This window comes from Zhongshania sp., from assembly GCF_047636175.1.
Taxonomy (GTDB): Bacteria; Pseudomonadota; Gammaproteobacteria; order Pseudomonadales; family Spongiibacteraceae; genus Spongiibacter.
Genome location: NZ_JBLIKC010000009.1, coordinates 17,586 through 42,427 on the forward strand (window position 1 = coordinate 17,586; position 24,842 = coordinate 42,427).

Genomic DNA, 24,842 nt, shown 5'->3' on the forward strand with positions numbered 1-24,842 from the left:
GCTCGCTCACCACAACCATGCCGCGCCCCGCACACCGCTACTATCTCCATATTTTGCTTTCACCACGGTAGTCATACAATTATCGCTAAAGACATATTCCGTCCAATACTGCGGCACTTTTTGATAAATAATATCGATATTCGATACCCCGCCACCCAGCACAATCGCAGCGGGATCGAGCAAATTGATAACGCCTGATAGTGCCCGCGCCAGTTGCCGGCAGTAATTATCCAACACGGTTGTGGCTAAGACCTCGCCCGCCGCGGAGCGGCTGGCTATCTCTGGGGCCAAAATCGCTTGACCACCGGCCACCCGATAGCTCTTGGCTAAGCCCCCACCGCATAAATAGGTTTCAATACAATCTAGCCGTCCGCAATAGCAACGCCGGGCTTCTGTTACACCTGGCATTAAGTTGTGACCCCACTCACCGGCGATACTGTTCACACCAACCAATACGTTTTTATCTATTACCACGCCCCCGCCGGTACCGGTGCCGATAATAACGCCAAACACGGTCGGGTATTCTGCGCCCGCACCGTCCACGGCCTCCGACAGCGCGAAGCAATTGGCGTCATTACTAAAGCGAACTTCACAACCGAGTCTAGCGCCCAAATCAGCGGGCAGCGCTCGACCACTAATGGCAAGAGTATTACTATTTTTGATTAAGCCGGTTACTGACGATATTGCGCCTGGGCCACCTAACCCCACCGTCGCTACACCGCTGACTTTTGCCTGCAAGCGTTCGACCAGCGCGGCAATGGCTTCCACCACAGCCTCATAGCTATGAACGGGGGTTGCAACCCGTTCCCGGGCAAGTTGCTCACCGCCGTTGGCCAGCAAAACTCCTTCAATTTTTGTACCGCCAAGATCAACGCCAATCCGCAAAATAAGCTCCCTCTAATTTTATTAACACAACAGTCCTTATATCAGCTGTAGCACTGCCACCACACACACCCACACTAACAAACTGCGAGACAGTAAATGCTGAACTGCCGACAATTCCTCCGCCGCCAATTTTATAAATTGCTCGCCGTCTACCTGCCCTTCTGGCAAGTACACTGGCAGCGCCTTCATTCCCACCGTATCTAAATATTCAGCTGAGGGCAGCTGGCTATTAAAATGCTCTCGCACCGAGGCGATACAACTGTCGAAATTACCGATGACAGCAAAGGCGAGCACCAATAGCCGAACTGGCAACCATTCCATATAGGTCAAAACGGCCGCAGCGCGATCGCGATCTTGCTGTTTAAGTTGATCGTCATTGGAGAGAAGAAATAATAAACGATAGGCCAAGGCGGCCGCAGGGCCAGCCAATACAAACCAAAACACCACAGCAAACCAACGCTCAAAACCTTGGTAAAACATCGCTTTGCGAACGCTTAAATGAAGTTGCAGGGCGTTATCAGCGCCGGTTTCACAGAGTTCGGCACTAAATCCACGACCATGCTGATAAGCACCTTCCAAATCGGCGCGCTGCCAACTATTAAGATAGAGTTTGAGCAGTATCTGAAAATCACCGCGTCCCAAGCTATAGAGCAACAAGGCAACACTTAATAAGAACACCGGTAGACCAAATAATATCGGCGCAAGTAACCACAGCACAATAAACACGCCGAGCACTGGCAGCCCGACCAGCAATAATAATCGCAGGCTAGTATTGGCCACGCCAGTCGTTATCTTTCGGTAGCGTAAAAACCAATTATCTTCTTGGATGACGCCACCACTGCCCCAAAATTGCACGGCCGCCCAAGCAATTAGAATTGCAAAAAATTCCATAATCTATCCCAATGCATTTTTATAAGAGGCCCAGTCAAACGCCGAACCCGGATCAGTTTTGCGCCCCGGCGCTATCTCGCAATGGCCAACTATACTTGCTGTGATGATGGCGGGATAGTAGCTCTGCAAGCTTTCAGTAATCGCAATTAACTCCGTGTATTGAGCCTGCGTATAGCTAATATCATCGACGCCTTCCAGCTCGATACCAATACTGAAATCATTGCAGTTATCCCGGCCGTCAAACTGCGACATACCGGCATGCCACGCCCGGTCATTAAACGAAACGAATTGGTGAACAGCGCCCTTTCGATCAATAAATACATGCGCAGAGACATTAAGGTCTCGTAAGTCGTCGAAGCTAGGATGGGCGTCGCAATCTAAGCAATTGCTAAATAGCTGATGCACATAGGTTCCACCGAACTGACCCGCAGGCAAGCTGATGTTGTGAATAACGAGCAGGCTAATGTCGGCCAAATCTGGCCGCTGATTATAGTTTGGCGACCGATGCTTAATCGCATTGGCCAGCCAGCCCGAGGGCTCTATTAGGTACATATTTTCTCACCCTATAAGTGGTGTCAGTCTTTTGGGCGCCTCAGGCCAATAACAAGATGGCCGGGGCCGCATCAATCTGCAAAACAGCTGTCTTTAGTATTTAAGTATTCTCACTAAACGCCGCGTGTTCATCGCCATCAAGTAAGCGCAGCAAACCCTCTTGCACAATTGTTGCCACCAGCTCACCCGTTTGGGCAAATATATGACCGATCACTAAGGCTCGATCACCAAAACAATTTGCGCTGTGTACATCGTATAAATGCCAATCGCTAAGATTAAGGGGCCGATGAATCCACATAGAATGATTCAAGGTCGCCATCTGTGATGGCTGCTTAGAGATCTGCTGACGATAAGGCAAAGAGGCTGTGCGGATAAAGTTATGGTCACTGATATACGCCAACATTGCGCGCTGCAAGGCTTGATCATTGGGTATGTCTTGCTCGGCTCTTATCCACATCCGCTGCACCGCCGGACGGTTGCTCAACTCTAAATAAGAGGGCAGTTCTATACAACGGAATTCAAAAATACTCTGGGTCACAAAAAAACCATAAAGCCTGTCCAAACCCAGCAATTGAAAATTGTCCTTGTAAGACGTCATTGAGCGACACGATTCCGGCCCCAATACCTCGGGCATGGTCGGCTGCTGATCAAATCCGTGAGCATCAATATGAAATGAAGCATCTAGTGTTAGCAACTCCCGCCCAGCCTGCACCGCAGACACTCGCCGAACACTGAAGTTACGGCCATCACGGAGATTTTTAAGCTTGAAATGGATTGCCCCGTCCAGGCTCCCTGCTCGCAAAAATTGTGCGCTTAAAGAATGACACTGGCGATCATAAAGCCCACAACTCGCCGCAAACAAGGCCTGCCCCAAGACCTGCCCACCATAGACATGATTCTTCGCCGCTGAATAACGGCTATAGCCGACGAACTCATTGTCGGCAATCTGTTCGAGTTTCAAATGTGTGACAAAGTCTTCCACTAAGCTCATAACCACCTCTATATCCCAAACACTAGGATACAACAGCTCCATCCGAAATAGTTACGGCACTGCGCAGCAGGCGTTATAGAAAAGATACGGACCCTCGCAGCGCACATACGAAGCATAAGTAAGTTTGCTATGATTACGCCCATGTTTGCCGCAAGCCCGCTATGCATTCACCCCGCACTGGAGACCAAAATGCGCGTCATATCCATTAATAAGCCCATCTCACTTGACACTATCACCGTCACTGAAGCGCTAGAACCGAAACCTGGGCGAGGCGAAATATTGGTTCGGTGGCGGGCCAGTTCACTAAACTACCATGATTATCTCGTCGCCAATGGCAGCCTTCCTGTTGAAGATGGCAGAATTCCAATGTCTGACGGCGCCGGTGATGTTATTGCCACGGGTGAAGGCGTTAGCAAATGGCGGGTGGGGGATAAAGTGATGTCGACTTTTTTCCCGAATTGGCTAGAGGGCCAAGCCACAAAAGCCAAAACCCTCGCCGTGACAGGCGATACCGTTGACGGCTGCGCGGTCGAGAAATCATGCGTATCGCAAGATTCATTAACCGCAATACCTCACAAATATAGCTACGCCGAGGCGGCAACCCTGCCCTGCGCCGCACTCACGGCCTGGCGCGCACTTGTTGTTGAAGGCCGGCTGCAAGCCGGTGACACGGTGCTTATAGAAGGCTCAGGCGGGGTGTCCGTATTCGCACTCCAAATCGCCAAAGCAGCAGGCGCGTTTGTCTATGCGACAACGTCTTCCGACCATAAAGCTGAGCGACTCACCCAACTGGGCGCGGATAAGGTCATCAATTATAAAAGTGATCTGAAATGGGGGGCGACTATTAATAAACTCTCGGACGGAGGCGTCGACCATGTTTTAGATATTGGCGGTCACGCTACGCTAGCGAATTCCATCAACGCGGCTCGCGTCGGCGGCCATATATCGCTAATCGGTGTTCTCGGCGGTTTCACTGCGGAGTTAATGCTACCCAAGATGTTTAGCAAGCAACTGCGGATGACCGGCATTTCGGTAGGCAGTGCAGATATGCAGAATGCCATGGTAAACGCGATCAACACCTCAGGCATACGCCCAATCATCGATCGCAGTTTTGGTTTAGAGGAGCTCGGCGTAGCATTTCGCTACCAAGAAACAGGGCAGCATTTTGGAAAAATTGTTATCGAGTATTAATAGCCGCGTTTAATAGCGTCGCCAGCTGATCGAAATGACGGATACGGATGTCCGCCAAATCTGCAAAGCTAGCATCACCACCAGGATCATACAGACAGCTCCGCATCCCCGCTGCTCTGGCGGCCTGTAAATCGTAGACATAATCACCTACGTAAATGGCATTTTCAGGTAAGACCGAAAACTTCGCGGCTAAATTCAGTAAGCCGGTCGGGTCAGGCTTGGCAGGGGCATCTTCACGAGTAATGACGTCAATTGGCGGTATTGCTAAGCGCCTGCTGCACACATCAAAGGCTGCGCGAGTATTCCTGGTCACTATGCCAGTGGTAATTCCCTCCCTAGCTAATGCCTCGAGCAATGCTTCAGCGCCCGGCATCCAGGTGGATAGAGCGGCGCCCGCCATTTCAAATTCATGTATGGTTTGCTCTACCTCAGCGCGTTGCTGCGGAGTCGGTAAATCGGCCAAATAGCTTAGTATGTCCACGCCTGCTGGACACGAGACGTTTTTGCGCAGCAGCTGAAAATCTAAGCCGGAATCAATGAGCGTGCCATCCAAATCAAATAACACTGCGGAAACATTTTCTAACATAACACTCAACTCTTTAGACGGTAGCCAGTGCGAAATATCCATGCAATACCGAGCAGACATAGACCCATAAATAATAAAATCATTGCCACGCTGACACCCACATTGACATCTGAGACGCCGTAAAAACTCCAGCGAAAGGCGCTTATCAAATACACCACCGGATTCGCCAAGGTGATAGATTGCCACAGCGGCGGCAGCATACTAATTGAATAAAAGCTGCCCCCCAGAAAGGTAAGCGGCGTCACGATCAACATCGGTACAACCTGCAGTTTTTCAAAACCATCTGCCCAAATGCCAATAATAAAGCCGAATAAACTAAACGTAGCAGCGGTAAGCACTAAGAAAGTCGCCATCCAAAAAGGGTGCGCAATATGATAATCGACAAATAAATTTGCGGTAATTAAAATAATGCTACCGACAATCACTGACTTAGTCGTAGCCGCACCGACATAGCCTAATACGATTTCTTTCGCAGAAATCGGCGCCGATAAAATCTCATAAATGGTGCCGTTATATTTAGGAAAATAAATACCGAAGGACGCATTGGAAATACTTTCAGTCAGCAGTGCGAGCATAACCAAACCGGGGATAATAAATGCCGCGTAGCTCACCCCGTCAATCTCAACCATACGCGAACCGATCGCCGATCCAAATACCACAAAATACAATGAGGTAGAGATTACTGGTGACGCAATACTTTGCATGATAGTGCGCCATGTTCGATTTAACTCAAATTTATAAATCGCTTTTATCGCATTAATATTCATTCTGCGGTCTCCGTCGCGGAACCCGCTCGCTCTGTGACTAAACTCACAAATATTTCCTCTAAAGAACGCTGCTTAGACTGTATATCTTTGTAGTCGATACCGTGTTCATTTAAACGCTGGAATAAATCTGCAATACCCGTTTGATCGCTAGTGGTATCAAAATGGTATATCAGCTCTAAGCCATTATGGGTCAGGGATAAGGGGTAGCTTTTTAATTCCTCAGGCAATTCAAGCATGGGTTTTTGCAATTGTAGCCGCAATTGTTTTTGCCCCAGCTTTTCCATCAGCGCATCTTTTTCCTCCACAAGAATTAACTTGCCACGATTGATTACGCCGATACGGTCTGCCATCTCTTCGGCTTCTTCAATGTAATGGGTGGTTAAGATAATGGTGACACCACGCTCGCGAAGGTCGCGCACCATATCCCACATATCCCGACGCAACTCTACGTCAACGCCCGCAGTCGGCTCATCAAGAAACAAAATTTCGGGCTCATGAGACAGAGCTTTAGCGATCATCACCCGGCGCTTCATGCCGCCCGAAAGCGTCATAATGCGAGCATCGCGTTTTTCCCACAGGGATAATTGCCGTAGAATTTTCTCGATATACGCCTTATTCGGCGGACGACCAAACAGGCCGCGACTAAAGTTCACGGTGGATATCACACTTTCAAAACCATCCGTGCAGAGCTCCTGTGGCACTAGGCCAATTTTGCTCCGCGCGGCTCGAAAATCATCAATGATGTCATGTCCATCGGCGGTAACACGGCCCGAGCTTGGGTTCACAATGCCGCAGATGATGCTAATCATAGTCGTTTTGCCGGCACCATTGGGACCGAGCAGCGCAAATATTTCACCGCGGCGGATATCAAGAGAAACGTCGTTTAGTGCTTGAAATCCAGATTCATAGATTTTGTTCAAATTTTGAACACTGATAATGGCTGACACGAACACTCCTTACTGACAGCGACCGAAGCGAGCAGCTGCAATTGAAAATAAATCGCCAAAGAGTGTCGGCGATGTGTGGAGCCTTGGCAAGTAGTAGCGCGGTCTCGCTAAGAGGGCGAACAAGGCATACAGATTATATAACTATCTACGCTGGCATAGAGAGCTGCTGCCAAAACATCTTCGCTGCGGCGTCACTCATTACATTGATGGCCGTTGTATCAAGATAAATACCATCAATCAATAAACGACTCATACCATGCAGCGTAGACCAGCTAACCTGAGCAAAACGCAAAGCGTCAACATTGGTATTACCAATGGACTGCCGCCAAGTACGAATGTGTTCCAGGTAGACTTTAAAGGCGGCATAGGCCTCAAGCTTAAGCGAATCGGTAAGCTGCTGAGATTTCCACAGACGCGCCCCGAACATCAACTCGTAATACTCCGCGTTATCAATGGAAAACTGCACATAACGTCGCACAAATTCACGCACCGCCGCTTCACTAATTTTCGCACCCTCCATATAAGGCTGCGCGCGAACAACTTCTCGCAAACGGCGAAATCCTTCCTCGGCCACGCCGCACAACAGTGCTTGTTTATCGGTGAAATGATGGTAGGGGGCAGTGCGGGACACACCGAGATTCTGGGCCAATTTGCGCATGGACAAACCCACCTCACCCTGTTCTTTTAGCAAGCGGGCTGCCTCATCAAGAATTTGGCGACGTAAATCCCCGTGATGATAGGGCTTATCACCCAATGGCTGAGGTTCAATTAACGATTTGTTGGTGTTTATCATGTGTACAATTTAACAAGCAATCTTGACACTGTCTATATTGAGCGTTAATCTCAATGAACTTGACATCGTCTAGTTTCTATCTTCGACAGTGAAAAAACTGTCGGTGAATATTTTAGGTTCAAATACTACACCGGAGCGCAATACCATGAGCCAATACCCCAATATGTTGAAACCGCTAGATCTTGGGTTCACCGTACTGAAGAACCGCGTGATTATGGGCTCTATGCACACCGGCCTAGAAGAAGTCGAAAATGGCTTTGAACGCATGGCTGCTTTCTTCTCAGAGCGTGCCCGCGGCGGTGTATCGCTAATTGTGACCGGCGGCTTTGGCCCGAATATACGCGCCGCAACCCACGAACACACCAAAATGCTCCGCAGTGAAGACGACTGCGTCGGCCACCGTATCGTCACCGATGCCGTCCACGCCGCAGATGGCAAAATTTGTCTACAAATTTTGCACACTGGACGCTATGCCTTTAACGAAAATCCTATCGCGCCATCAGCTATCCGAGCGCCGATAAATGTCTTTACGCCAGAAGCAGCCTCTACGGATCAAATTGAAGAGCAAATACAAGACTTTGTACGCACCGCAGTGCTAGCCCAAAAGGCCGGCTATGACGGCGTCGAAGTCATGGGTTCTGAAGGCTACTTCATCAACCAGTTTTTAGCCAAGCGCACCAATCATCGTGATGACGAATGGGGTGGCTCCTATGAGAATCGTATGCGTCTACCGGTAGAAATCGTTAGACGAGTGCGTGAAGCCACCGGCGAGAACTTTATTATCATTTACCGCCTATCCATGCTCGATCTTGTCGAAGGCGGCAGCAGCTTTGATGAAGTAATGACCTTGGGGAAAGCTGTCGAAGTCGCCGGCGCCACCTTAATAAATACCGGTATCGGTTGGCATGAAGCGCGCGTCCCGACCATCGCCACCAAGGTTCCCCGCGCCGCTTTTACTTGGGTAACGGCAAAGTTTCGCGCTGGTCTGTCTGTGCCGGTAATCACCTCAAATCGTATTAACACCCCAGAAATCGCCGAAGAAGTCCTAGCTCGCGGTGATGCCGATATGGTCTCAATGGCTCGCCCGTTCCTTGCCGACTCTGACTTTATTGTTAAAGCAGCCGCCGGTCGCAGCGATGAAATCAACACCTGTATCGGCTGTAATCAGGCCTGCCTAGATCATATTTTCAACGGCAAATTGACCAGCTGCTTAGTTAACCCTCGCGCCTGCCACGAAACCGAATTAATAATCACGGCAACCAGTCATCGTAAAAATATTGCTGTAGTTGGCGCCGGTCCCGCAGGCTTGGCATTTGCCACCACAGCGGCGGAGCGCGGCCACAACGTCACTTTATTTGATGCCGCAACGACCATTGGTGGTCAGTTCAATATAGCCAAGAAAGTACCCGGCAAAGAGGAATTTGAGGAAACTATTCGTTACTTTTCGCGCCGCTTAGAAGTCACTGGCGTAACGAGTAAACTCGGTGTAGCAGTTAACCAACAAATCTTGAACGATGGTGGCTTTGATGAAGTGGTACTTGCCACCGGCATCAAACCACGTACACCGCCTATCGACGGCATCGGTCATGCAAAAGTAATGAGCTATCTCGACGTAATTCGCGACGGTAAGCACGTGGGTAAAAAGGTCGCCATTATTGGCGCCGGCGGCATTGGCTTTGATGTGGCTGAGTTTCTTACTCACAGCAGTGACGCCAGCACCAACATTTCTACCTTTATGCGTGAATGGGGCGTCGACATGAGCTTACAAGCCCGCGGCGGTATAGAAGGCATAATAGCTGAACCAACAGCTTCACCCCGTGAAGTGTTTTTACTTCAGCGCAAGACGTCTAAGGTCGGTGGCGATCTAGGCAAAACTACCGGCTGGATTCACCGCGCCGGCCTGCAGAAAAAAGGGGTTAATATGATGCCCGGCTGTGAATACGTAAAAATCGATGACGCCGGCCTACACATTCGCATAGGTACCGAAGAACAGACACTAGACGTTGATAATATCATTATTTGTGCTGGTCAGGATTCACTGACCGAGCTTAGCAAAGGACTAAACGCCCCCTGCCATCTAATTGGTGGCGCACATTTGGCTTCTGAACTAGACGCTAAACGAGCGATCGACCAAGGCACACGCTTGGCCGCTGCGATCTAAAACCAACTGTGCGTGGGGTGTTTGCAACAATCACCCCACGCGTGATCAGCGTGTGTTCTTACTTGTCTCTGATTTGAATCTGTAATGTAAGACTACAGCTAACAATGACAAGTACCAACCCCACTTAAAATCCAGCAATCTGTCATTGCACTGGTAATTTAGCGCGAATATTCTAGGTTAAACTCACAAAATCTCTTACTATCCGTGCAATATCCACGGCCCGCTATTGTCAGCAAAGATAAGTAAATCATCGTTGTTTGCAAGTAAGTCTCTACAATCATCTCCAGTTGCTATTAAAGCGTCTTACTATCCCGGTCATCCTCCAATTGCCGCTTTACGATTCCTATTAAAAAGGACTTACATGCCCCTTTCATGTCGCCATTTTTTTCGCGCATTTACACTTATACTGTTTCTAACCATTTATTTAACATCAGCGGCAGCCGCGCTAAAGATCAAGGATGGAGATCGTCAGCGCTTTGCAGCGAAAGAAATCTTGCTGACAGAAATGAGTGGACTGGCCAGCAGCTACCTGTATGAAAATCGCTTTTGGGCACACAATGACAGTGGTGATCGCGGACGGCTTTTCTCATTCGATGATAAAGGCAACACTGTGACCCAATTACTTATCGACGGCAGCAGTGCCTTTGATTGGGAGGACATGAGCAGCTTCAAGGATAGCAGCGGTGCATATTTACTCATCGGCGATATCGGCGACAATATGATGTTGCGCCCATTCGCCGATGTCTATCTTGTCAGTGAGCCAGAAAACGTCAGCAAAGCGATAGTCCACAGCAACATCCTCCGTCACTACCCTCTGGTGTATGAAGATGGGCCCCACGATGCCGAAGCCCTTGCGGTTGATGCCGCGGAGCGTCTGGTGTACATATTAACCAAACGCGACAGCCACCCCCGTCTCTATCGATTTTCCCTTGATGCGATAGCTTCTAAGACCATACCGCTGACTTATATGGGTGAGGTCCGCAGTATTCCCAGCGTCGAAAAACACACTGCACAGCGACAAGGTGGTATCAGTGGCGGTTCACCAACTGCCATGGAGTTCAGCCCCAAGGGTGACATGGCACTGATTGTGACTTTACGAAACACCTATTATTTTAGGCGCGAAAAAAATGACAGCTGGCTAGAAGCACTTAATAAAAATGCTTTCGCAATTACCAAAAATCGCATGCATCAGACAGAGGCCGCAACCTTTACTGCTGATGGGGAAAAAGTACTAATTGGTTCAGAAGGTCGGCCTGCCATTCTAGAGTTGTTCGACACTCCGCAGCACTAAAAAATCAAAAAAATAGTGCCGGCGGTATACACACGCCGGCACCACTATAACGTCAGTGATCGACGCAAACAGGTACTAGGCTGACACCGCTGGCGTAATGCACAGCAAACTTAGAATCACACCAATTCCAGCAAACCATACCAAACTGCGCAGTGTTGCCCAATCTTTTAAATAGCAAATTGTAAAGACGACACGAATACCAATGTAGCCCATAGCCAAGAGGTTGACACTTTCCTGAGCAGCACCACCAAATTGTGCAATAATTACTGCCGCCGCAAACAGCGGGAAACCCTCGAAGCCATTTTGCATTGCGGCAACAGATCGCGCGCGCCAGCCATCTAATCCGCCCAACCACTGACGGGGATTATTATTATCAAAGTGACCTTGTTCAGTTTTACCAATCTTAGCAATTAAGGACGTCAAACCAGGCATAACGCCTGCAATAAAAACACACCAAAAGGCAATATTCATTAACACTCACCCGCATAAAAGTTATTAGTTTTATTTATTCTTGCCGCCATGAACTAGCCGCACAAACAGAAACATGTCTTAACTTAAGAACAAAGATATCCCTTAATTCTTAGTTAGCAGCCATCAATCTCTAGCGTTGGGCATTACCAGCGTTCGCAACCAATTAAAAAAGCCATTCTTGCTTAAGACCATTTTGTCGACTCCGTCGAAAAAAGTCTCTAATTGAGCTGGATTAGAAAAATAATCCGCGCGAGTTTTTATCGGCCTGGCGGGGTCAAGTTCTTTGACAATAACCGCTGGATTTCCCGCCACAATCACATTAGCAGGAACGTCTTTACTCACCACTGCACACGCAGCCACAACACTATTCTCACCAATCGTAACGCCTTTCAAGATTGTGCAGCGATCGCCTAGCCAAACATTATTAGCGATATGCACCGGCGTGACCGCCTCACTGCGGCTGCTACGATCATAAAGGTCATGCCAATCACTGTCGGTAATATAGACTCCATTCGCGATCATCACGTTATCACCGATCAGAATTTCATTAGCGGCGGAAATCCGTGTGCCGGGGCTAATCAACACATAGTCGCCAATTTTAATGCGGCCACTTTTTTCATCGCTGCCCCACACTCCAATTTTGACGCGGTTTTCAGGCTCACCAATCACCGTTGCACACCGTCCGATTTCGATATTAGGTCCTGAAATAGAAATATACCAAGGCTTCATAAAAGTGGGATAATCACCAAGATAGTCGCACGCAGGCTTTAAGAATTGCTGCGTGTAACAGCTGCGAAAACGCAAATAATTTTTTTTCACCCAGTAAGGTCTTCTGTCCTGACGCATTAGCTTTCCATTATTTTAATGATGCGCTAGTGTCGCAAGGAGCAACTTCTAGAGCAATCGATACCGTATTACCAATTCATGAAAAAACGCAGTGACAACGCCCCGCCGAGGGAAGTAACAAGTAATCAGAGCGCGATTCACCCGAATTTAGAAACAACGGTGAACAAGCATCTGCGCCATCACTTTCAAAAACCCTACGCACAGCATAATGTTAACGCCTTCAAGACCGCCGGTGACTGGCTAGCATCGCGATCGCAAACAATCATACTAGATTCCTTTTGCGGTAACGGTGAAAGCAGTCGTGAACTAGCGCGACAATTCCCCAAGGCTTCGATTATTGGCATAGACAAATCTGCAGCGCGATTACAGCGCCATCAGTCCGCACAACAAGGAACTCTAGCTAATTACCTGTTGGTACGCGCCGACGTAGACGATTTTTGGCGCTTAGCCGCCGACGCTAACTGGCAACTAGATAAACACTTTATGCTCTACCCCAACCCCTGGCCGAAAAGCGTTCAATTACAATACCGAGTACACGGCTCAGCGGTTTTCCCCGCGCTATTGCAGCTTGGCGGTCAAATCACACTGCGAAGTAACTGGAAGCTATATGTTGAGGAATTTACCGCGGCGCTAAAAATTGTCGGCCATAGCGCCGACAGCTCGGCCTATCTACCCACAGAGACAATCACCGCCTTTGAACGCAAATACCATCTTGCCGGCCAAGCACTATGGGAATGTAACTGCACACTAAAGCGGTCGATTTAAGCCTATATTATGCCCCCTATTCTCTAGCCCGCTGGCAGCGTTATACTAGGGCTACATTTACCGACGCTGCATGAACAATGAGTAATCCCGTAAAAAAAACCGCTATCATTCCAGATCCTGTTTGGCAGACCATCCGCAAAGAAACCGCCTGCGAGGTCGAGCGCGAGCCGGTACTGGCAAGCTTCCTACACGCGACCATTCTAAATCATGACAGTTTAGAAACCGCGCTCAGCTTCCATCTTGCGCATATTTTAAACAGCCCCGCGGCCTCAGCATTATTAGTGCGTGAAGTAATTGAAAAAGCCTTTGCTGCAGATCCCAGTATAGGGGACGCAATAAGAGCTGATATTTGCGCAGTATTCGAGCGCGACTCAGCCTGTTCTAGCCTCTCGGCGCCCTTTTTATACTTTAAAGGTTTCCACGCGCTGCAGTGCTACCGCATTGCCCACTGGCTATGGACGCAAGGCAGAACGTCATTGGCACTATTTTTTCAAAACCGGATCTCTTGCGAGTTCAGTGTTGATATTCATCCGGCTGCCAAAATCGGCCGCGGTATTTTAATGGATCACGCCACGGGTATTGTCATCGGTGAAACTGCCGTGGTCGGCAACAATGTGTCGATCATGCAGTCGGTTACTCTGGGCGGAACCGGAAAAGAGGAAGGCGATCGCCATCCGAAAGTGGGCGACGGCGTACTACTGAGCGCTGGTGCGAAAATTCTCGGCAATATTCGTATTGGAGAAGGCGCACAGGTGATGGCAGGCAGCGTGGTTTTAAGAGATGTTCCCGCACACACTATGGTTGCGGGTGTTCCCGCAAAAGTCATTGGTAAACCCGATTGCGCGGCACCCGCCCTGTCTATGAATCACCGCGCTTGCTGCGACGAATAACTGCGGCAAGCAAAATATGCTGCGACCAAGGCGGCCGCAGCACAGTGTGAACTAGGCCACCACGTATATCCTAGATTTGCAGCACTATAGTTTACAAGCGGGTCGAATGCCGTTTGCCTTGGCCTTCTCATAAAGTGGTTTCGCCGTTACCATTTGCCTCTGTAAATCTTTAATCCGCGAAGAATGTGAAGGGTGAGTCGACATAAACTCAGGGGGCTGACCATCACTTAAGGCACTCATGTTTTTCCACAAGTCGACGCTGGCTGCAGGGTTAAATCCCGCCTTGGCCATGAGATCCAAACCAACGATATCCGCCTCTGACTCCTGTGCGCGGCCGTAAGGCAGCACCACGCCGAACTGAGTGCCTAAACCAAGCAGGCCCATGACGGTCTCTTTTCCTGTACCTTCACCCAGCAATACGCCAACTAACTGAGTGCCGGTTCCCGCTAGACTCTGTACCGACATTCGCTCAGCACTATGATGTGCCAATACGTGACCCACCTCGTGACCTATTACCGTCGCTAGCTGATCGGCATTTTTAGCCACTTGAAATATACCGGTGTGCACGCCGATTTTTTTGCCCGGTAATGCAAACGCATTGGCCGACGCCTCTTCAAACACCACTAATTCCCAGCTACCGCGCCATTCTGCTGGCAGCGAAACGGTAATAGCATCAGCGATGCAACTGACATATCGATTAGTTGCACTATTGGTATTGATGGTCATTTTCTTCTTCATTTCGTCAAATGCGGTACCACCCATTTGCGACATTTCGCCGTCTGAAAATAGCAGCATCTGACGACGTCCTGTTGGAGATTCGGCGCAAGAGGCCATTAAGCTCGCCAGCACTATCGCCAATAGTGGCTTTAACATTGTCATAAACTTACCCGCTCTTATCTGCTATTTTAAGGCTATTATCGCATAGCCATCGTGGTGATCAACGGTGTAGCCTGCTAGATGCCAATAAGGGAGTGTATATTAGTGAAAGAGTCTTGCCCTTGGTGCACGGCCACGCCAGATTACCTTCGATACCACAACGAGGAGTGGGGCGTACCCTCTGACGACGATAGTATTCACTTTGAGTTTTTGGTGCTGGAATCGGCACAAGCCGGCCTGAGCTGGCTGACTATTTTGAAAAAGCGCGAAGGCTACCGCAAAGCCTTCGCAAATTTTAATCCTCGGAACGTCGCTGCTTTTGACGAAGCGATGATTAACACCCTTAAGGCCGATCCTAGCATCGTCCGCAATCGTCTAAAAATAGCCACCACCATTACAAATGCTCAGTATTTTTTAACAATTCAACAAGAATACGGGAGTTTTGCCCGCTATATGTGGTCGTACTTCTGCAACACACCGATACAAAACAGCTGGAAAACGATGGCAGAGGTCCCAGCCACCAGCAAGGAATCTGATCAAATCAGCAAGGATCTTAAAAAACGGGGATTTAAATTTTTCGGCAGTACTATTTGCTATGCCTACTTACAGGCCCTAGGTTTTACGAACGATCATTTAATCACTTGCCCTCGCCATCAGGCTTGCAAAAAATTAGCTAACGACTTCCGACCGCACTGGCTGGAATATCAGCAAAGGTAAGCATCATGAAATTACTCGCTCTACTGACACCCCTCTTACTGGTTACACTGACTGGCTGCAGTAGCACTCAGGTTGTCATTGACTATAATCCCCGCGCCGACTTCAGTCGCTATGAGCGCTATACGATTTCAGACAACAGCGGCGCAGATCAGCTAATCTCGCCATTTATTGTCGAAAATGTAAAGGAATCACTCCAACGCCAATTGAAAGCCGGGCTTTACACCTTAGTCGACACTGAGGGTAATGCTGACTTCCTGGTGCGCTACTACATTGCTGAAGCAGCAGAAACCATAGATAAAAGTCCACGTCTAGGACTTGGCTTTGGCAGCTTTGGGGGCAACTTTGGCATAAGTACTTCTGTGGGCGTGCCACTTGGTAAAGACAAAATTAATCGCAACATTCAGATCATTATCGACTTATTAAATCCCGCCGATAAAAAATTGACTTGGCGCGGCTCACTGGTCATTGAGCTAGATGATCTTGACCTCAAAGTAAACGCCAACACGATAGAACGTGCGGTTACTGAAATCTGGAGTGAATTCCCACCAGCCTGAGCTTTACCAAGCCGCCGAACCGCGGCTTATTTAAAACAATAGGGAAACAGCGCCCGCAGGCTCTTGTGATCCATCTCGCGCATCAAGGCAACATTGCGCTCAGGGATACTTTCAGGGTCTGGATAGGACGCCAACACTTGCTCAACGCTGTCCTCTCGAAGCAAATGAAATACTGGGTAGGGAGCACGATTGGTGAAATTTTCGGGGTCAACTTTTTCAGTTCCGGCAAACTGATAGTCAGGGTGAAAGCTAGCTATTTGAATCTCTCCCTCCCAACTCCCTTCCTGCAGCACAGCATCGGCGATCTCTAGAAAATCATTGTAATCATAAAAGTCCTGCAGCATATTGGGGATCACTAGCAAGCTGGTCTCCAGTTTGCTAACTGCTGTTTCTTCCAAGCGGGATAAGGCGTGGTGTAAGTCATTGACGAGATCTTCGGCATTGCTCGCATGGCTGACATCAATGGCTACCCGCATTTCCTGCAGGGGCTTTGCCGCAAACGGACATAAGCCTAACCCCACCACGGCGTCTGTCAACCAACGCCTTACTTCGCGCTCAATTACATCATTGTCAGTTATCATTTCAGAACTCATTTTATTGGAAAAACCTAATTCCACACGATTCGTTAGAGGATTCAGGTATTACAACAGTGTTACTTAGCAATAAATACAATAATACAGGCTCATAATGATCAAGGCAGAGGGCACCCACACTGCTACACTTAGATCGTAAGTAAGTTAGTTGCCGATCTCTTGTGGTGGCAACAGACCCATATAGAAACCCAGAAAAAGTTTGGAGCATAATATGAAACGCTATTATTTTCTGACGGACAATTTAGACAAACTCACCACCGTCGAACAAGACCTTGCCAATAATGGTATCTCTAAACCCCAAATTCACGTTCTCAGCCGCGATGACTCCGGCGTAAGCAAGCGCAAACTCAACGATGTAGCAGCGGTTTTGCGCAAAGATATTGTGCAAGCTATGGAGCGCGGCGCGCTAATTGGCTTGGCTGCCGCAGCCTTGGTACTCGCCGTAAGTCATTATTCAGGAGCAACCACGAGCGTTGGCTGGACACCCTTTATATTTCTAGCCATTGTGATGCTTGGATTCTTTACCTGGGAGGGCGGACTATTTGGTATCCAGGAGCCTCATCATGATTTCAAACGCTTTGATCAGGCGCTGTCAGCTGGCCGCCATCTGTTAATTATTGATATCGAAGAAAAAGAACACAATATTCTCAGCAGCGTAACGGCTTGCTACCCCGAGCTAGAATTTTCGGGTACCGGTAGTGGATCACCGGGCTGGTTTATCGGGCTACAAAATAAATGGCGAAATTTTGTTGAAGTCATGCCATAGCTAAGACGGGTATTAATAATAAAACGGTTTACTTAAAAAACTCGTCGAATTTAGCAGCGAGTTTTTTCACTAGGACTGATCGCACTATCACCTTTGGATTAGCCCTGATGATACGGCGCGGACAACTCACGCACACACTCTATAAATGCCCCGGCATTAGCGGGGTTTACTTCTGGGGTAATACCGTGACCAAGATTAAAAATATGTCCGGGACCGCTACCAAACCGCGCCAGAATTGAAGCCACTTCTTGGCGAATTCGCGCAGGAGAAGCGCGTAACATAGAGGGATCCATATTGCCCTGCAATGCAACACGATCACCAACTAGAGCTTTAGCAGCAGCAATATCGGTGGTCCAATCTAAGCCTAGGGCGCTGGCACCCGTATCAGCCATCATCTCCAACCACTGACCACCATTTTTAGTAAAGAGAATTACCGGTACAACCCGACCATCATTCTCTTTAATTAAGCCATCAACAATTCTCTGCATGTAACGCAAACTAAACTCTTGGTATGCGTTATGACTTAGGGCCCCGCCCCAGGTATCAAAAATCTGCACAGCTTGTGCACCGGCACGAATCTGGTCATTCAGGTACGCCGTCACGCTCTGGGCCAATTTATCTAGTAGTGCGTGCATTAGTTCAGGCTGATCATAGGCTAGCGCTTTGCTACGACCATGGTCCTTAGAGCCACCGCCTTCAACCATATACGTTGCCAGCGTCCACGGACTACCAGAAAAACCAATAAGTGGCACACTGCCGTTTAACTCGCGTCGAATCGTTCTCACGGCGTCGCAAACGTAGGTTAGATCATTTTCGCCATCCACTACCGGCAATGCATCGACGTCGGCCATAGTACGCACTGTTTTTCTGAAACGTGGACCTTCTCCCGTTTCAAAATACAGTCCCAAGCCCATGGCATCGGGAATGGTTAAAATATCAGAGAATAAAATTGCAGCATCAAGTGGATAACGCGCCAAAGGTTGCATTGTGACTTCACAGGCGAGCTCTGGATTCTTGCAAAGCGACATAAAATCGCCTGCGACAGCTCGAGTTGCACGGTACTCAGGAAGATAGCGTCCTGCTTGACGCATCATCCACACCGGGGTGTATTCAACCGGTTGACGCTGGAGTGCGCGAAGGAAAGTATCATTTTTTAATTCAGTCATTTTTCTCTCAACGCTTTTTAAATAAGGAAAACGCCACAATAAAGACCTGATACGACACCTCGCAACCTGTCCTTATTGTAGCGTTTAACAATTACACTTTAAGGTAATCCAATATGCCTTCGGCTGCCTGGCGACCTTCCCAAACGGCGGTCACTACCAAGTCCGAACCGCGAACCATATCACCGCCGGCAAAGACCTTGGGGTTACTAGTCTGGAATTTATAATCTTGCTCTTCCGGTGCCACAATACCACCCCAGTCGTTAATGTCGACACTCGCCTCAGTCAACCAAGACGGTGGGTTAGGTTGAAAGCCAAAGGCAACTAATACGATATCCGCAGGAATCACTTCTTCACTACCTGGAACCGGCTCGGGACGGCGACGTCCATTTTCGTCTGGCTCACCAAGCTTAGTCGTGACAACTTTAATACCTTCAACCTTGTCATCACCAACAATGGCAATTGGCTGGCGATTAAAGAAAAACTGCACACCTTCCTCGCCCGCGTTCTTCACTTCCTTACGCGACCCAGGCATATTCTCTTGATCACGGCGATATGCGCACACCACGCTTTCTGCGCCTTGGCGAATAGAAGTACGGTTACAGTCCATCGCGGTATCACCGCCACCCAACACCACTACACGCTTGCCTTTTACATCTATAAAGTCGGCGGCGTTGTCTTCCCAGCCCATATTCCGGTTTACATTTGAAACTAAGAAGGGCAAGGCGTCGTGAACACCGGGCAGATTTTCACCGGGAAAACCGCCTTTCATATATTTATAAGTACCCATGCCTAGGAATACCGCGTCGTACTCCTCGAGAAGTGACGCCATACTAATGTCTATACCGACGTTAACGTTAACGCGAAACTCAACACCCATGTCTTCAAGTACTTTACGACGGCGCTGAACGACTGACTTCTCTAATTTGAACTCAGGAATACCAAAAGTCAGCAGGCCACCAATTTCTGGGTATCGATCAAAAACAATAGGCTTAACACCCGCGCGGACTAAAATATCAGCACAACCGATACCCGCAGGACCAGCACCGATAATTGCCACTTTCTTGTCTGTCCACACTCGCTTAGACATATCTGGGCGCCAGCCCATAGCTAAGGCTGTATCGGTAATATATTTCTCAGTAGAGCCAATGGTAACTGCGCCGAAGCCATCCTCTAAAGTACACGCACCCTCACACAGGCGATCCTGCGGGCACACCCGGCCACACACTTCAGGAAGACTATTAGTTTGATGACTTAGTTCTGCAGCCTCAAACAGATTGCCGTCGGCAACCAGTTTGAGCCAATTAGGGATGTAATTGTGCACCGGGCACTTCCACTCGCAATAAGGGTTACCACAATCCAAACAGCGGTGAGACTGTTGTTTTACCTGCTCTTCTTTATAAGGTTCATAAATTTCCACGAAGGACGTACGCCGCTCGACAATATCTTTCTTGCCTGGATCTTGACGACCCACATCGAGAAACTGAAATGAATTCTTTAAACGCTCTGCCATTTTAAAATTACCTCATTGCTACACGGCGGGCTTATTCCGGACGTCTTCTGGTGGAGTCAAGCAAACGACTGAGGCTGGCTGCCTTCGGCTTGATCATCCAGAATTTGCCGATATAGTCGTCAAAATTATCGAGGATATGTTGTCCCCAAGCCGAACCTGTTTCCGCAACATATTCGACGATATTGCCACGTAAGTTTGCTCGATACGCTTCCATAGACTCGGAGTTTATCCGACACATTTCGACTAGCTCGCTGTTATACATATCAACAAAACGATTTGCCTGATCTAGCACGTAAGCGAAGCCGCCGGTCATACCTGCACCAAAATTGACCCCCGTCGGCCCCAAAACAGTGATAATGCCGCCCGTCATGTATTCGCAGCAATGATCGCCAGCGCCCTCAATAACAGCGTGTGCGCCAGAATTACGAACCCCAAAACGCTCACCCGCAATACCTGCTGCAAAGAGCTTGCCGCCAGTAGCGCCGTAGAGACAGGTATTACCAATAATCGTGGTGTCTTGACTATTAAACACGCTGCCTTTTGGCGGATATATCACCAGCTTTCCACCGGCCATACCTTTACCGACGTAATCGTTGGCGTCGCCTTCAAGGTACATATTCAAGCCGCCAGCGTTCCACACACCAAAGCTCTGGCCTGCAGTACCCTTCATACGCAGAGTAACCGGCGCACTTTCCATACCGAGATTACCATGTCGTTTGGCGATTTCTCCAGACAGCCGGGCGCCAATCGACCGATCACAGTTTGTTACTGTGAATTCCAGATCCACACCAGACATTGATTCAATGGCTGGTAGCGCTGCGGCCACCATGGCCTCGGCTTTCTCGCCTTTATCGAACGGTGCATTCAGGGCAACTTGGCAAAACTCTGGCTGATCCTTCGCCGCAGGATCTTTGAAAAGGATCGGCGACAAATCGAGTAAAGCTTGCTTCTCCGTCTCGCCAGCCTTCTGAGCGAGTAAATCGGTGCGACCAATAAGCTCTTCCATGGTGCGAACACCAAGACTTGCCATCCACTCGCGGGTTTCCATAGCGACAAAGGTGAAGAAATTCATCACCATTTCAACCGTGCCGATAAAGTGCTCATTCCGCAGACGCTCATCCTGAGTCGCCACTCCGGTGGCACAGTTATTCAGGTGACAAATACGCAAATACTTACAGCCCAGCGCCACCATCGGGGTGGTCCCAAAGCCAAAGCTTTCTGCACCCAGCATCGCTGCTTTAACAACATCTAAGCCAGTCTTTAAACCACCATCAGTCTGTACGCGTACTTTACCGCGCAAGCCATTGCCACGCAGTGTCTGTTGCGCTTCAGAAAGGCCTAACTCCCAAGGAGATCCCGCGTAGCGAATAGACGTAATTGGACTAGCAGCCGTACCGCCGTCATAACCAGAAATAGTGATCAGATCGGCATAGGCCTTGGCCACGCCCGCTGCAATGGTGCCAACACCAGGTTCAGATACCAGTTTTACCGATACTAACGCCGAGGGATTAACCTGTTTAAGATCGAAAATCAGCTGGGCCAAATCTTCAATAGAATAAATATCGTGATGAGGTGGCGGCGAGATAAGTGTCACACCCGGCACTGAATAACGTAACCTGGCAATCAGGGCGTTAACTTTACCACCGGGCAACTGTCCACCTTCGCCGGGCTTAGCGCCCTGCGCCACTTTGATCTGCAATACTTCTGCATTCACTAAGTAATGCGGGGTAACACCAAAACGACCAGATGCTATCTGCTTAATTTTTGACACCCGCTCAGTCCCGAAGCGAGCAGGATCTTCGCCGCCCTCACCCGAATTAGAACGGCCACCGAGACGATTCATGGCGGTAGCCAATGCCTCGTGCGCTTCGGGGCTCAATGCACCTAATGACATACCCGCAGAGTCAAAACGGCGGAACAAGCTTTCAATTGGCTCAACTTCATCTAAGGGAATCGGTTTAATGTCATCTTTAAAGCCAAGTAAATCCCGAATAGTCGCAACCGGCCGAGTATTAACCAGGTCGGCGTATTTTTTCCAGTTAGCATAATCACCACTTTTTACTGCTTGTTGCAAGGTGACGACCACATCGGGATTAAACGCGTGATATTCCTTACCGTGCACATATTTCAGTAAACCGCCTTGATCAAGCGGCTTGCGCGGCAACCATGCAATCGTTGCCAAGGCTTCTTGGTCACGCTGTAACTCTGCAAATCCAGCACCGGCAATACGGCTAGCTACGCCCTTAAAGCAGGTGTCGACAACTTCAGTCGCCAAGCCAATAGCTTCAAATAACTGTGCACCACGATAAGATGCGATGGTCGATATGCCCATTTTGGACATGATCTTAAGCAGGCCTTTGTTAAGGCCTTTAATATAATTGGTATGGGCTGTTTGCTCGTCACCCAAAATTTGGCCGCAGCTCAACATATCGCTGATAACCGCAAAAGCCATATATGGGTATACCGCAGTGGCGCCAAAACCAAACAAACACGCCATCTGATGTGAATCGCGAGCACTACCGGTCTCGACCACAATATTCGCGCTGCATCGCAGGCCTTGCTTAATCAGATGGTGATGAACCGCACCCGTTGCCAACAAGCTATGCACCGCCAGCAGACCGGGCGTTAGGGCGCGGTCACTGAGCAATAAAATAACCTTACCATCGCGCAACGCTGTCTCAGCCGCCAAAGTAACCTCCGCAACAGCGTCTTTCAAAGACGTCAGCGCCGGATCATAGACCAAGTTAATACGAGCGAGTGGATAACGTGGTGAATCTACGCTCATCAAACGGTCAAACTTGTCTGGAGACAACACCGGACTAGTTAAGATAAGACGGTCAGCGTGATCCGCGGTTTGCTCAAACACATTCTGTTCTGCGCCCAGCAAAGTCTCCAAACTCATCACGATAGTTTCGCGCAGCGGATCTATTGGTGGGTTGGTGATCTGAGCAAACTTTTGGCGAAAGTAGTCATACAATGACCGCTTCTGGCGCGATAATACCGCCATCGGCGTGTCGTCACCCATCGAACCAACAGCTTCGTTGCCACTGTCTGCCAATGCGGACAGCACTTGCTCGCGCTCTTCAAAGCTAACTTGGAAATACTTCTGGAATGCAGCCAGTGTTTCACTTTCAGGTAGCGCGGGACGATTGCCCTGCCCGAGCTGATCCTGCAGACGGTTGCCATTCTCTCGCAACCACTTTTTGTAGGGATGAGCAGATTTAAGGCGATTATCCACTTCTTCGGTGTGCAGTAATTCGCCTTTTTCAGTATCCACCACTAAAATCTGGCCAGGCCCAACTCGACCTTTGGAAACCACATCTTCTGGCCGGTAGCCATAGGTGCCTATCTCTGAGGCAACCGTGATGAAACCGTCTTTGGTAATAACCCAACGTGAGGGGCGAAGACCATTGCGATCTAAGACACAAACCGCGTAACGACCGTCGGTTAGCACTAGGCCGGCGGGGCCATCCCAAGGTTCCATATGCATGGAGTTATATTCGTAAAACGCCTTCAAGTCGGCGTCCATATGTTCAATATTCTGCCAAGCGGGCGGCACTAACATCCGCACAGCACGGAATAAATCCATTCCGCCAGCAACTAGCAATTCAAGCATATTATCTAGACTTGAAGAGTCGGAGCCGGTTCGATTAACCAATGGCGCCAATGCCGCAACGTTGGGTAATAATGGGCTAGTGAAATTGCCAGTACGCGCCTCTGCCCAATTGCGATTGCCTTCAATGGTATTAATTTCGCCATTGTGAGCCAGCATCCGAAATGGCTGAGCCAGTGGCCAGCGCGGCATGGTATTGGTAGAGAATCGCTGATGAAATACACAAATTGCAGTTTCTAGCGCCGGGTTAGCAAGATCTGGGTAGAAACGCGGCAAATCCACCGGCATCACCAGGCCTTTATAAGCAATTACATCAGCCGACAAACTCGAAATATAAAAATCGGGGTCATCAGTTAATGCAATTTCGGCCTCGCGCCGAACAACAAATAGGCAGGTGCGCAGCTGTTGCGCATCCATACCGTCAACATTAATGAATATTTGCTCTATACGCGGCAGACTTGAAAGCGCGATCTCGCCACACACTGTTTCGTCCACGGGGACTACTCGCCAGCCTGCAGGTTGGAGACCGTTTTGGACCAGCACGGCTTCAAAGCCGGCGCGGGCGGCGGCAGCCGTTTTTTCATCCCGCCCAAGGAAAATCTGTCCAACCCCGTATATTTCACTTAGCTCGCTACCGCATGACTCTTTCGCCATAGCGCGCAGGAAACCGTCCGGTTTCTTAAGCAATAAGCCACAGCCGTCCCCTGTTTTACCGTCGGCAGCGATGCCACCACGGTGCGTCATGCAGGTCAGCGATTCAATAGCGGTCTGCAACAATTTATGGCTCGGCTCGCCCTGCATATGGGCAATCAGGCCGAATCCACAGTTGTCGCGCACATCTTCAGGTCTGTACAGGCCTGTACTCATAAAACGACTCTCGCAAAATTACTAAGGAAAACAAAAAGATGGTCGAAAAGAATGTTCGCGGGATTTTACACATACCCGAAAAAAGGAGTGACATTCTACACGGATGCAGCAAAAGCAACAAACATCGCCACCGAAACGATCAATTTTTACACA

The 24,842-nt window shown here is 49.1% G+C and carries 23 protein-coding genes; 8 read left to right on the forward strand and 15 right to left on the reverse strand.

What is annotated here, in order from left to right:
• Positions 1-6: 6 nt before the first annotated feature.
• The 4 genes from ACI955_RS06900 to ACI955_RS06915 all read right to left on the reverse strand — a co-directional run bounded on the left by ACI955_RS06900 (position 7) and on the right by ACI955_RS06915 (position 3,319).
• Entirely contained in the window at positions 7-885 is an 879-nt protein-coding gene (locus tag ACI955_RS06900) for an ROK family protein (protein ID WP_415243003.1), read from the reverse strand.
• 36 nt (positions 886-921) lie between these two features.
• Positions 922-1,776 (reverse strand): regulatory signaling modulator protein AmpE, encoded by an 855-nt coding sequence (gene ampE / locus ACI955_RS06905; RefSeq protein WP_415243004.1) that lies wholly within the window; start codon positions 1,774-1,776, stop codon positions 922-924.
• Positions 1,777-1,779: 3 nt separating this feature from the next.
• Positions 1,780-2,328 carry a 1,6-anhydro-N-acetylmuramyl-L-alanine amidase AmpD gene (gene ampD, locus ACI955_RS06910; RefSeq protein ID WP_415243005.1) on the reverse strand — a complete coding sequence of 183 codons (549 nt, stop codon included), beginning with the start codon at positions 2,326-2,328 and terminating at the stop codon, positions 1,780-1,782.
• Between the two features lie 100 nt (positions 2,329-2,428).
• Positions 2,429-3,319, reverse strand: a complete 891-nt coding sequence (locus ACI955_RS06915) for an acyl-CoA thioesterase (protein WP_415243006.1) — start codon at positions 3,317-3,319, stop codon at positions 2,429-2,431.
• Between the two features lie 129 nt (positions 3,320-3,448).
• On the opposite strand from ACI955_RS06915, the gene ACI955_RS06920 reads away from it, so the two are divergent.
• Positions 3,449-4,510: a zinc-dependent alcohol dehydrogenase family protein gene (locus ACI955_RS06920; RefSeq protein WP_415243007.1), complete on the forward strand. Its 1,062-nt coding sequence runs from the start codon at positions 3,449-3,451 to the stop codon at positions 4,508-4,510.
• Here ACI955_RS06920 and ACI955_RS06925 read toward each other — a convergent pair.
• The 4 genes from ACI955_RS06925 to ACI955_RS06940 form a co-directional block, all read right to left on the reverse strand.
• Positions 4,497-5,096, reverse strand: coding sequence for an HAD family hydrolase (locus ACI955_RS06925; RefSeq protein ID WP_415243008.1), 600 nt, complete (start codon positions 5,094-5,096; stop codon positions 4,497-4,499). The two genes, ACI955_RS06920 and ACI955_RS06925, sit on opposite strands and share 14 nt — an antisense overlap.
• 5 nt (positions 5,097-5,101) lie before the next feature.
• The gene (locus tag ACI955_RS06930) at positions 5,102-5,863 is read right to left on the reverse strand and encodes an ABC transporter permease (protein ID WP_415243009.1); all 762 of its coding nucleotides are present in this window, start codon (positions 5,861-5,863) and stop codon (positions 5,102-5,104) included.
• Complete coding sequence (locus tag ACI955_RS06935) at positions 5,860-6,810, reverse strand: ABC transporter ATP-binding protein (RefSeq protein ID WP_415243010.1); 951 nt, start codon at positions 6,808-6,810, stop codon at positions 5,860-5,862. Before ACI955_RS06935 ends, ACI955_RS06930 begins: the two co-directional genes overlap by 4 nt.
• Positions 6,811-6,955: 145 nt before the next feature.
• A complete protein-coding gene (locus ACI955_RS06940) occupies positions 6,956-7,603 on the reverse strand; it encodes a TetR/AcrR family transcriptional regulator (RefSeq protein WP_415243011.1) in 648 nt (215 codons plus the stop codon).
• A 145-nt stretch (positions 7,604-7,748) separates the two neighbouring features.
• On the opposite strand from ACI955_RS06940, the gene ACI955_RS06945 reads away from it, so the two are divergent.
• Both ACI955_RS06945 and ACI955_RS06950 read left to right on the forward strand, forming a co-directional pair.
• The gene (locus ACI955_RS06945) at positions 7,749-9,764 is read left to right on the forward strand and encodes an FAD-dependent oxidoreductase (RefSeq protein ID WP_415243012.1); all 2,016 of its coding nucleotides are present in this window, start codon (positions 7,749-7,751) and stop codon (positions 9,762-9,764) included.
• A 361-nt stretch (positions 9,765-10,125) separates the two neighbouring features.
• Positions 10,126-11,055, forward strand: a complete 930-nt coding sequence (locus ACI955_RS06950) for a hypothetical protein (RefSeq protein WP_415243013.1) — start codon at positions 10,126-10,128, stop codon at positions 11,053-11,055.
• Between the two features lie 75 nt (positions 11,056-11,130).
• On the opposite strand, the gene ACI955_RS06955 is transcribed toward ACI955_RS06950, so the two are convergent.
• Positions 11,131-11,526 carry an MAPEG family protein gene (locus tag ACI955_RS06955; protein WP_415243014.1) on the reverse strand — a complete coding sequence of 132 codons (396 nt, stop codon included), beginning with the start codon at positions 11,524-11,526 and terminating at the stop codon, positions 11,131-11,133.
• A 123-nt stretch (positions 11,527-11,649) separates the two neighbouring features.
• Positions 11,650-12,372, reverse strand: coding sequence for an acyltransferase (locus ACI955_RS06960; protein ID WP_415243015.1), 723 nt, complete (start codon positions 12,370-12,372; stop codon positions 11,650-11,652).
• A gap of 78 nt (positions 12,373-12,450) precedes the next feature.
• On the opposite strand from ACI955_RS06960, the gene trmB reads away from it, so the two are divergent.
• Positions 12,451-13,137, forward strand: a complete 687-nt coding sequence (gene trmB / locus ACI955_RS06965; protein ID WP_415243016.1) for a tRNA (guanine(46)-N(7))-methyltransferase TrmB — start codon at positions 12,451-12,453, stop codon at positions 13,135-13,137.
• A gap of 77 nt (positions 13,138-13,214) precedes the next feature.
• The gene (gene cysE, locus ACI955_RS06970; RefSeq protein WP_415243017.1) at positions 13,215-14,027 is read left to right on the forward strand and encodes a serine O-acetyltransferase; all 813 of its coding nucleotides are present in this window, start codon (positions 13,215-13,217) and stop codon (positions 14,025-14,027) included.
• A gap of 84 nt (positions 14,028-14,111) precedes the next feature.
• On the opposite strand, the gene ACI955_RS06975 is transcribed toward cysE, so the two are convergent.
• Positions 14,112-14,906, reverse strand: a complete 795-nt coding sequence (locus tag ACI955_RS06975) for a M48 family metallopeptidase (RefSeq protein ID WP_415243018.1) — start codon at positions 14,904-14,906, stop codon at positions 14,112-14,114.
• 102 nt (positions 14,907-15,008) lie between these two features.
• Between ACI955_RS06975 and ACI955_RS06980 the strand changes: the two genes are divergently transcribed.
• Together ACI955_RS06980 and ACI955_RS06985 are read left to right on the forward strand one after the other, a co-directional pair.
• Positions 15,009-15,620 carry a DNA-3-methyladenine glycosylase I gene (locus tag ACI955_RS06980; protein ID WP_415243019.1) on the forward strand — a complete coding sequence of 204 codons (612 nt, stop codon included), beginning with the start codon at positions 15,009-15,011 and terminating at the stop codon, positions 15,618-15,620.
• Between the two features lie 5 nt (positions 15,621-15,625).
• Positions 15,626-16,174 carry a DUF4136 domain-containing protein gene (locus ACI955_RS06985; protein WP_415243020.1) on the forward strand — a complete coding sequence of 183 codons (549 nt, stop codon included), beginning with the start codon at positions 15,626-15,628 and terminating at the stop codon, positions 16,172-16,174.
• A 26-nt stretch (positions 16,175-16,200) separates the two neighbouring features.
• Here the strand turns inward: ACI955_RS06985 and ACI955_RS06990 are convergent, their stop codons facing one another.
• Positions 16,201-16,755, reverse strand: a complete 555-nt coding sequence (locus ACI955_RS06990) for a DUF1415 domain-containing protein (protein WP_415243021.1) — start codon at positions 16,753-16,755, stop codon at positions 16,201-16,203.
• Positions 16,756-16,978: 223 nt separating this feature from the next.
• Between ACI955_RS06990 and ACI955_RS06995 the strand changes: the two genes are divergently transcribed.
• Positions 16,979-17,533 carry an NAD/FAD-utilizing enzyme gene (locus ACI955_RS06995; protein ID WP_415243022.1) on the forward strand — a complete coding sequence of 185 codons (555 nt, stop codon included), beginning with the start codon at positions 16,979-16,981 and terminating at the stop codon, positions 17,531-17,533.
• A 98-nt stretch (positions 17,534-17,631) separates the two neighbouring features.
• Here ACI955_RS06995 and hemE read toward each other — a convergent pair whose 3' ends face one another.
• The 3 genes from hemE to gltB all read right to left on the reverse strand — a co-directional run bounded on the left by hemE (position 17,632) and on the right by gltB (position 24,689).
• Positions 17,632-18,699 (reverse strand): uroporphyrinogen decarboxylase, encoded by a 1,068-nt coding sequence (gene hemE, locus ACI955_RS07000; protein ID WP_415243023.1) that lies wholly within the window; start codon positions 18,697-18,699, stop codon positions 17,632-17,634.
• 91 nt (positions 18,700-18,790) lie between these two features.
• Positions 18,791-20,209 carry an FAD-dependent oxidoreductase gene (locus ACI955_RS07005; RefSeq protein ID WP_415243024.1) on the reverse strand — a complete coding sequence of 473 codons (1,419 nt, stop codon included), beginning with the start codon at positions 20,207-20,209 and terminating at the stop codon, positions 18,791-18,793.
• Positions 20,210-20,240: 31 nt separating this feature from the next.
• Positions 20,241-24,689, reverse strand: coding sequence for a glutamate synthase large subunit (gene gltB, locus ACI955_RS07010; protein WP_415243025.1), 4,449 nt, complete (start codon positions 24,687-24,689; stop codon positions 20,241-20,243).
• Positions 24,690-24,842: the final 153 nt, after the last annotated feature.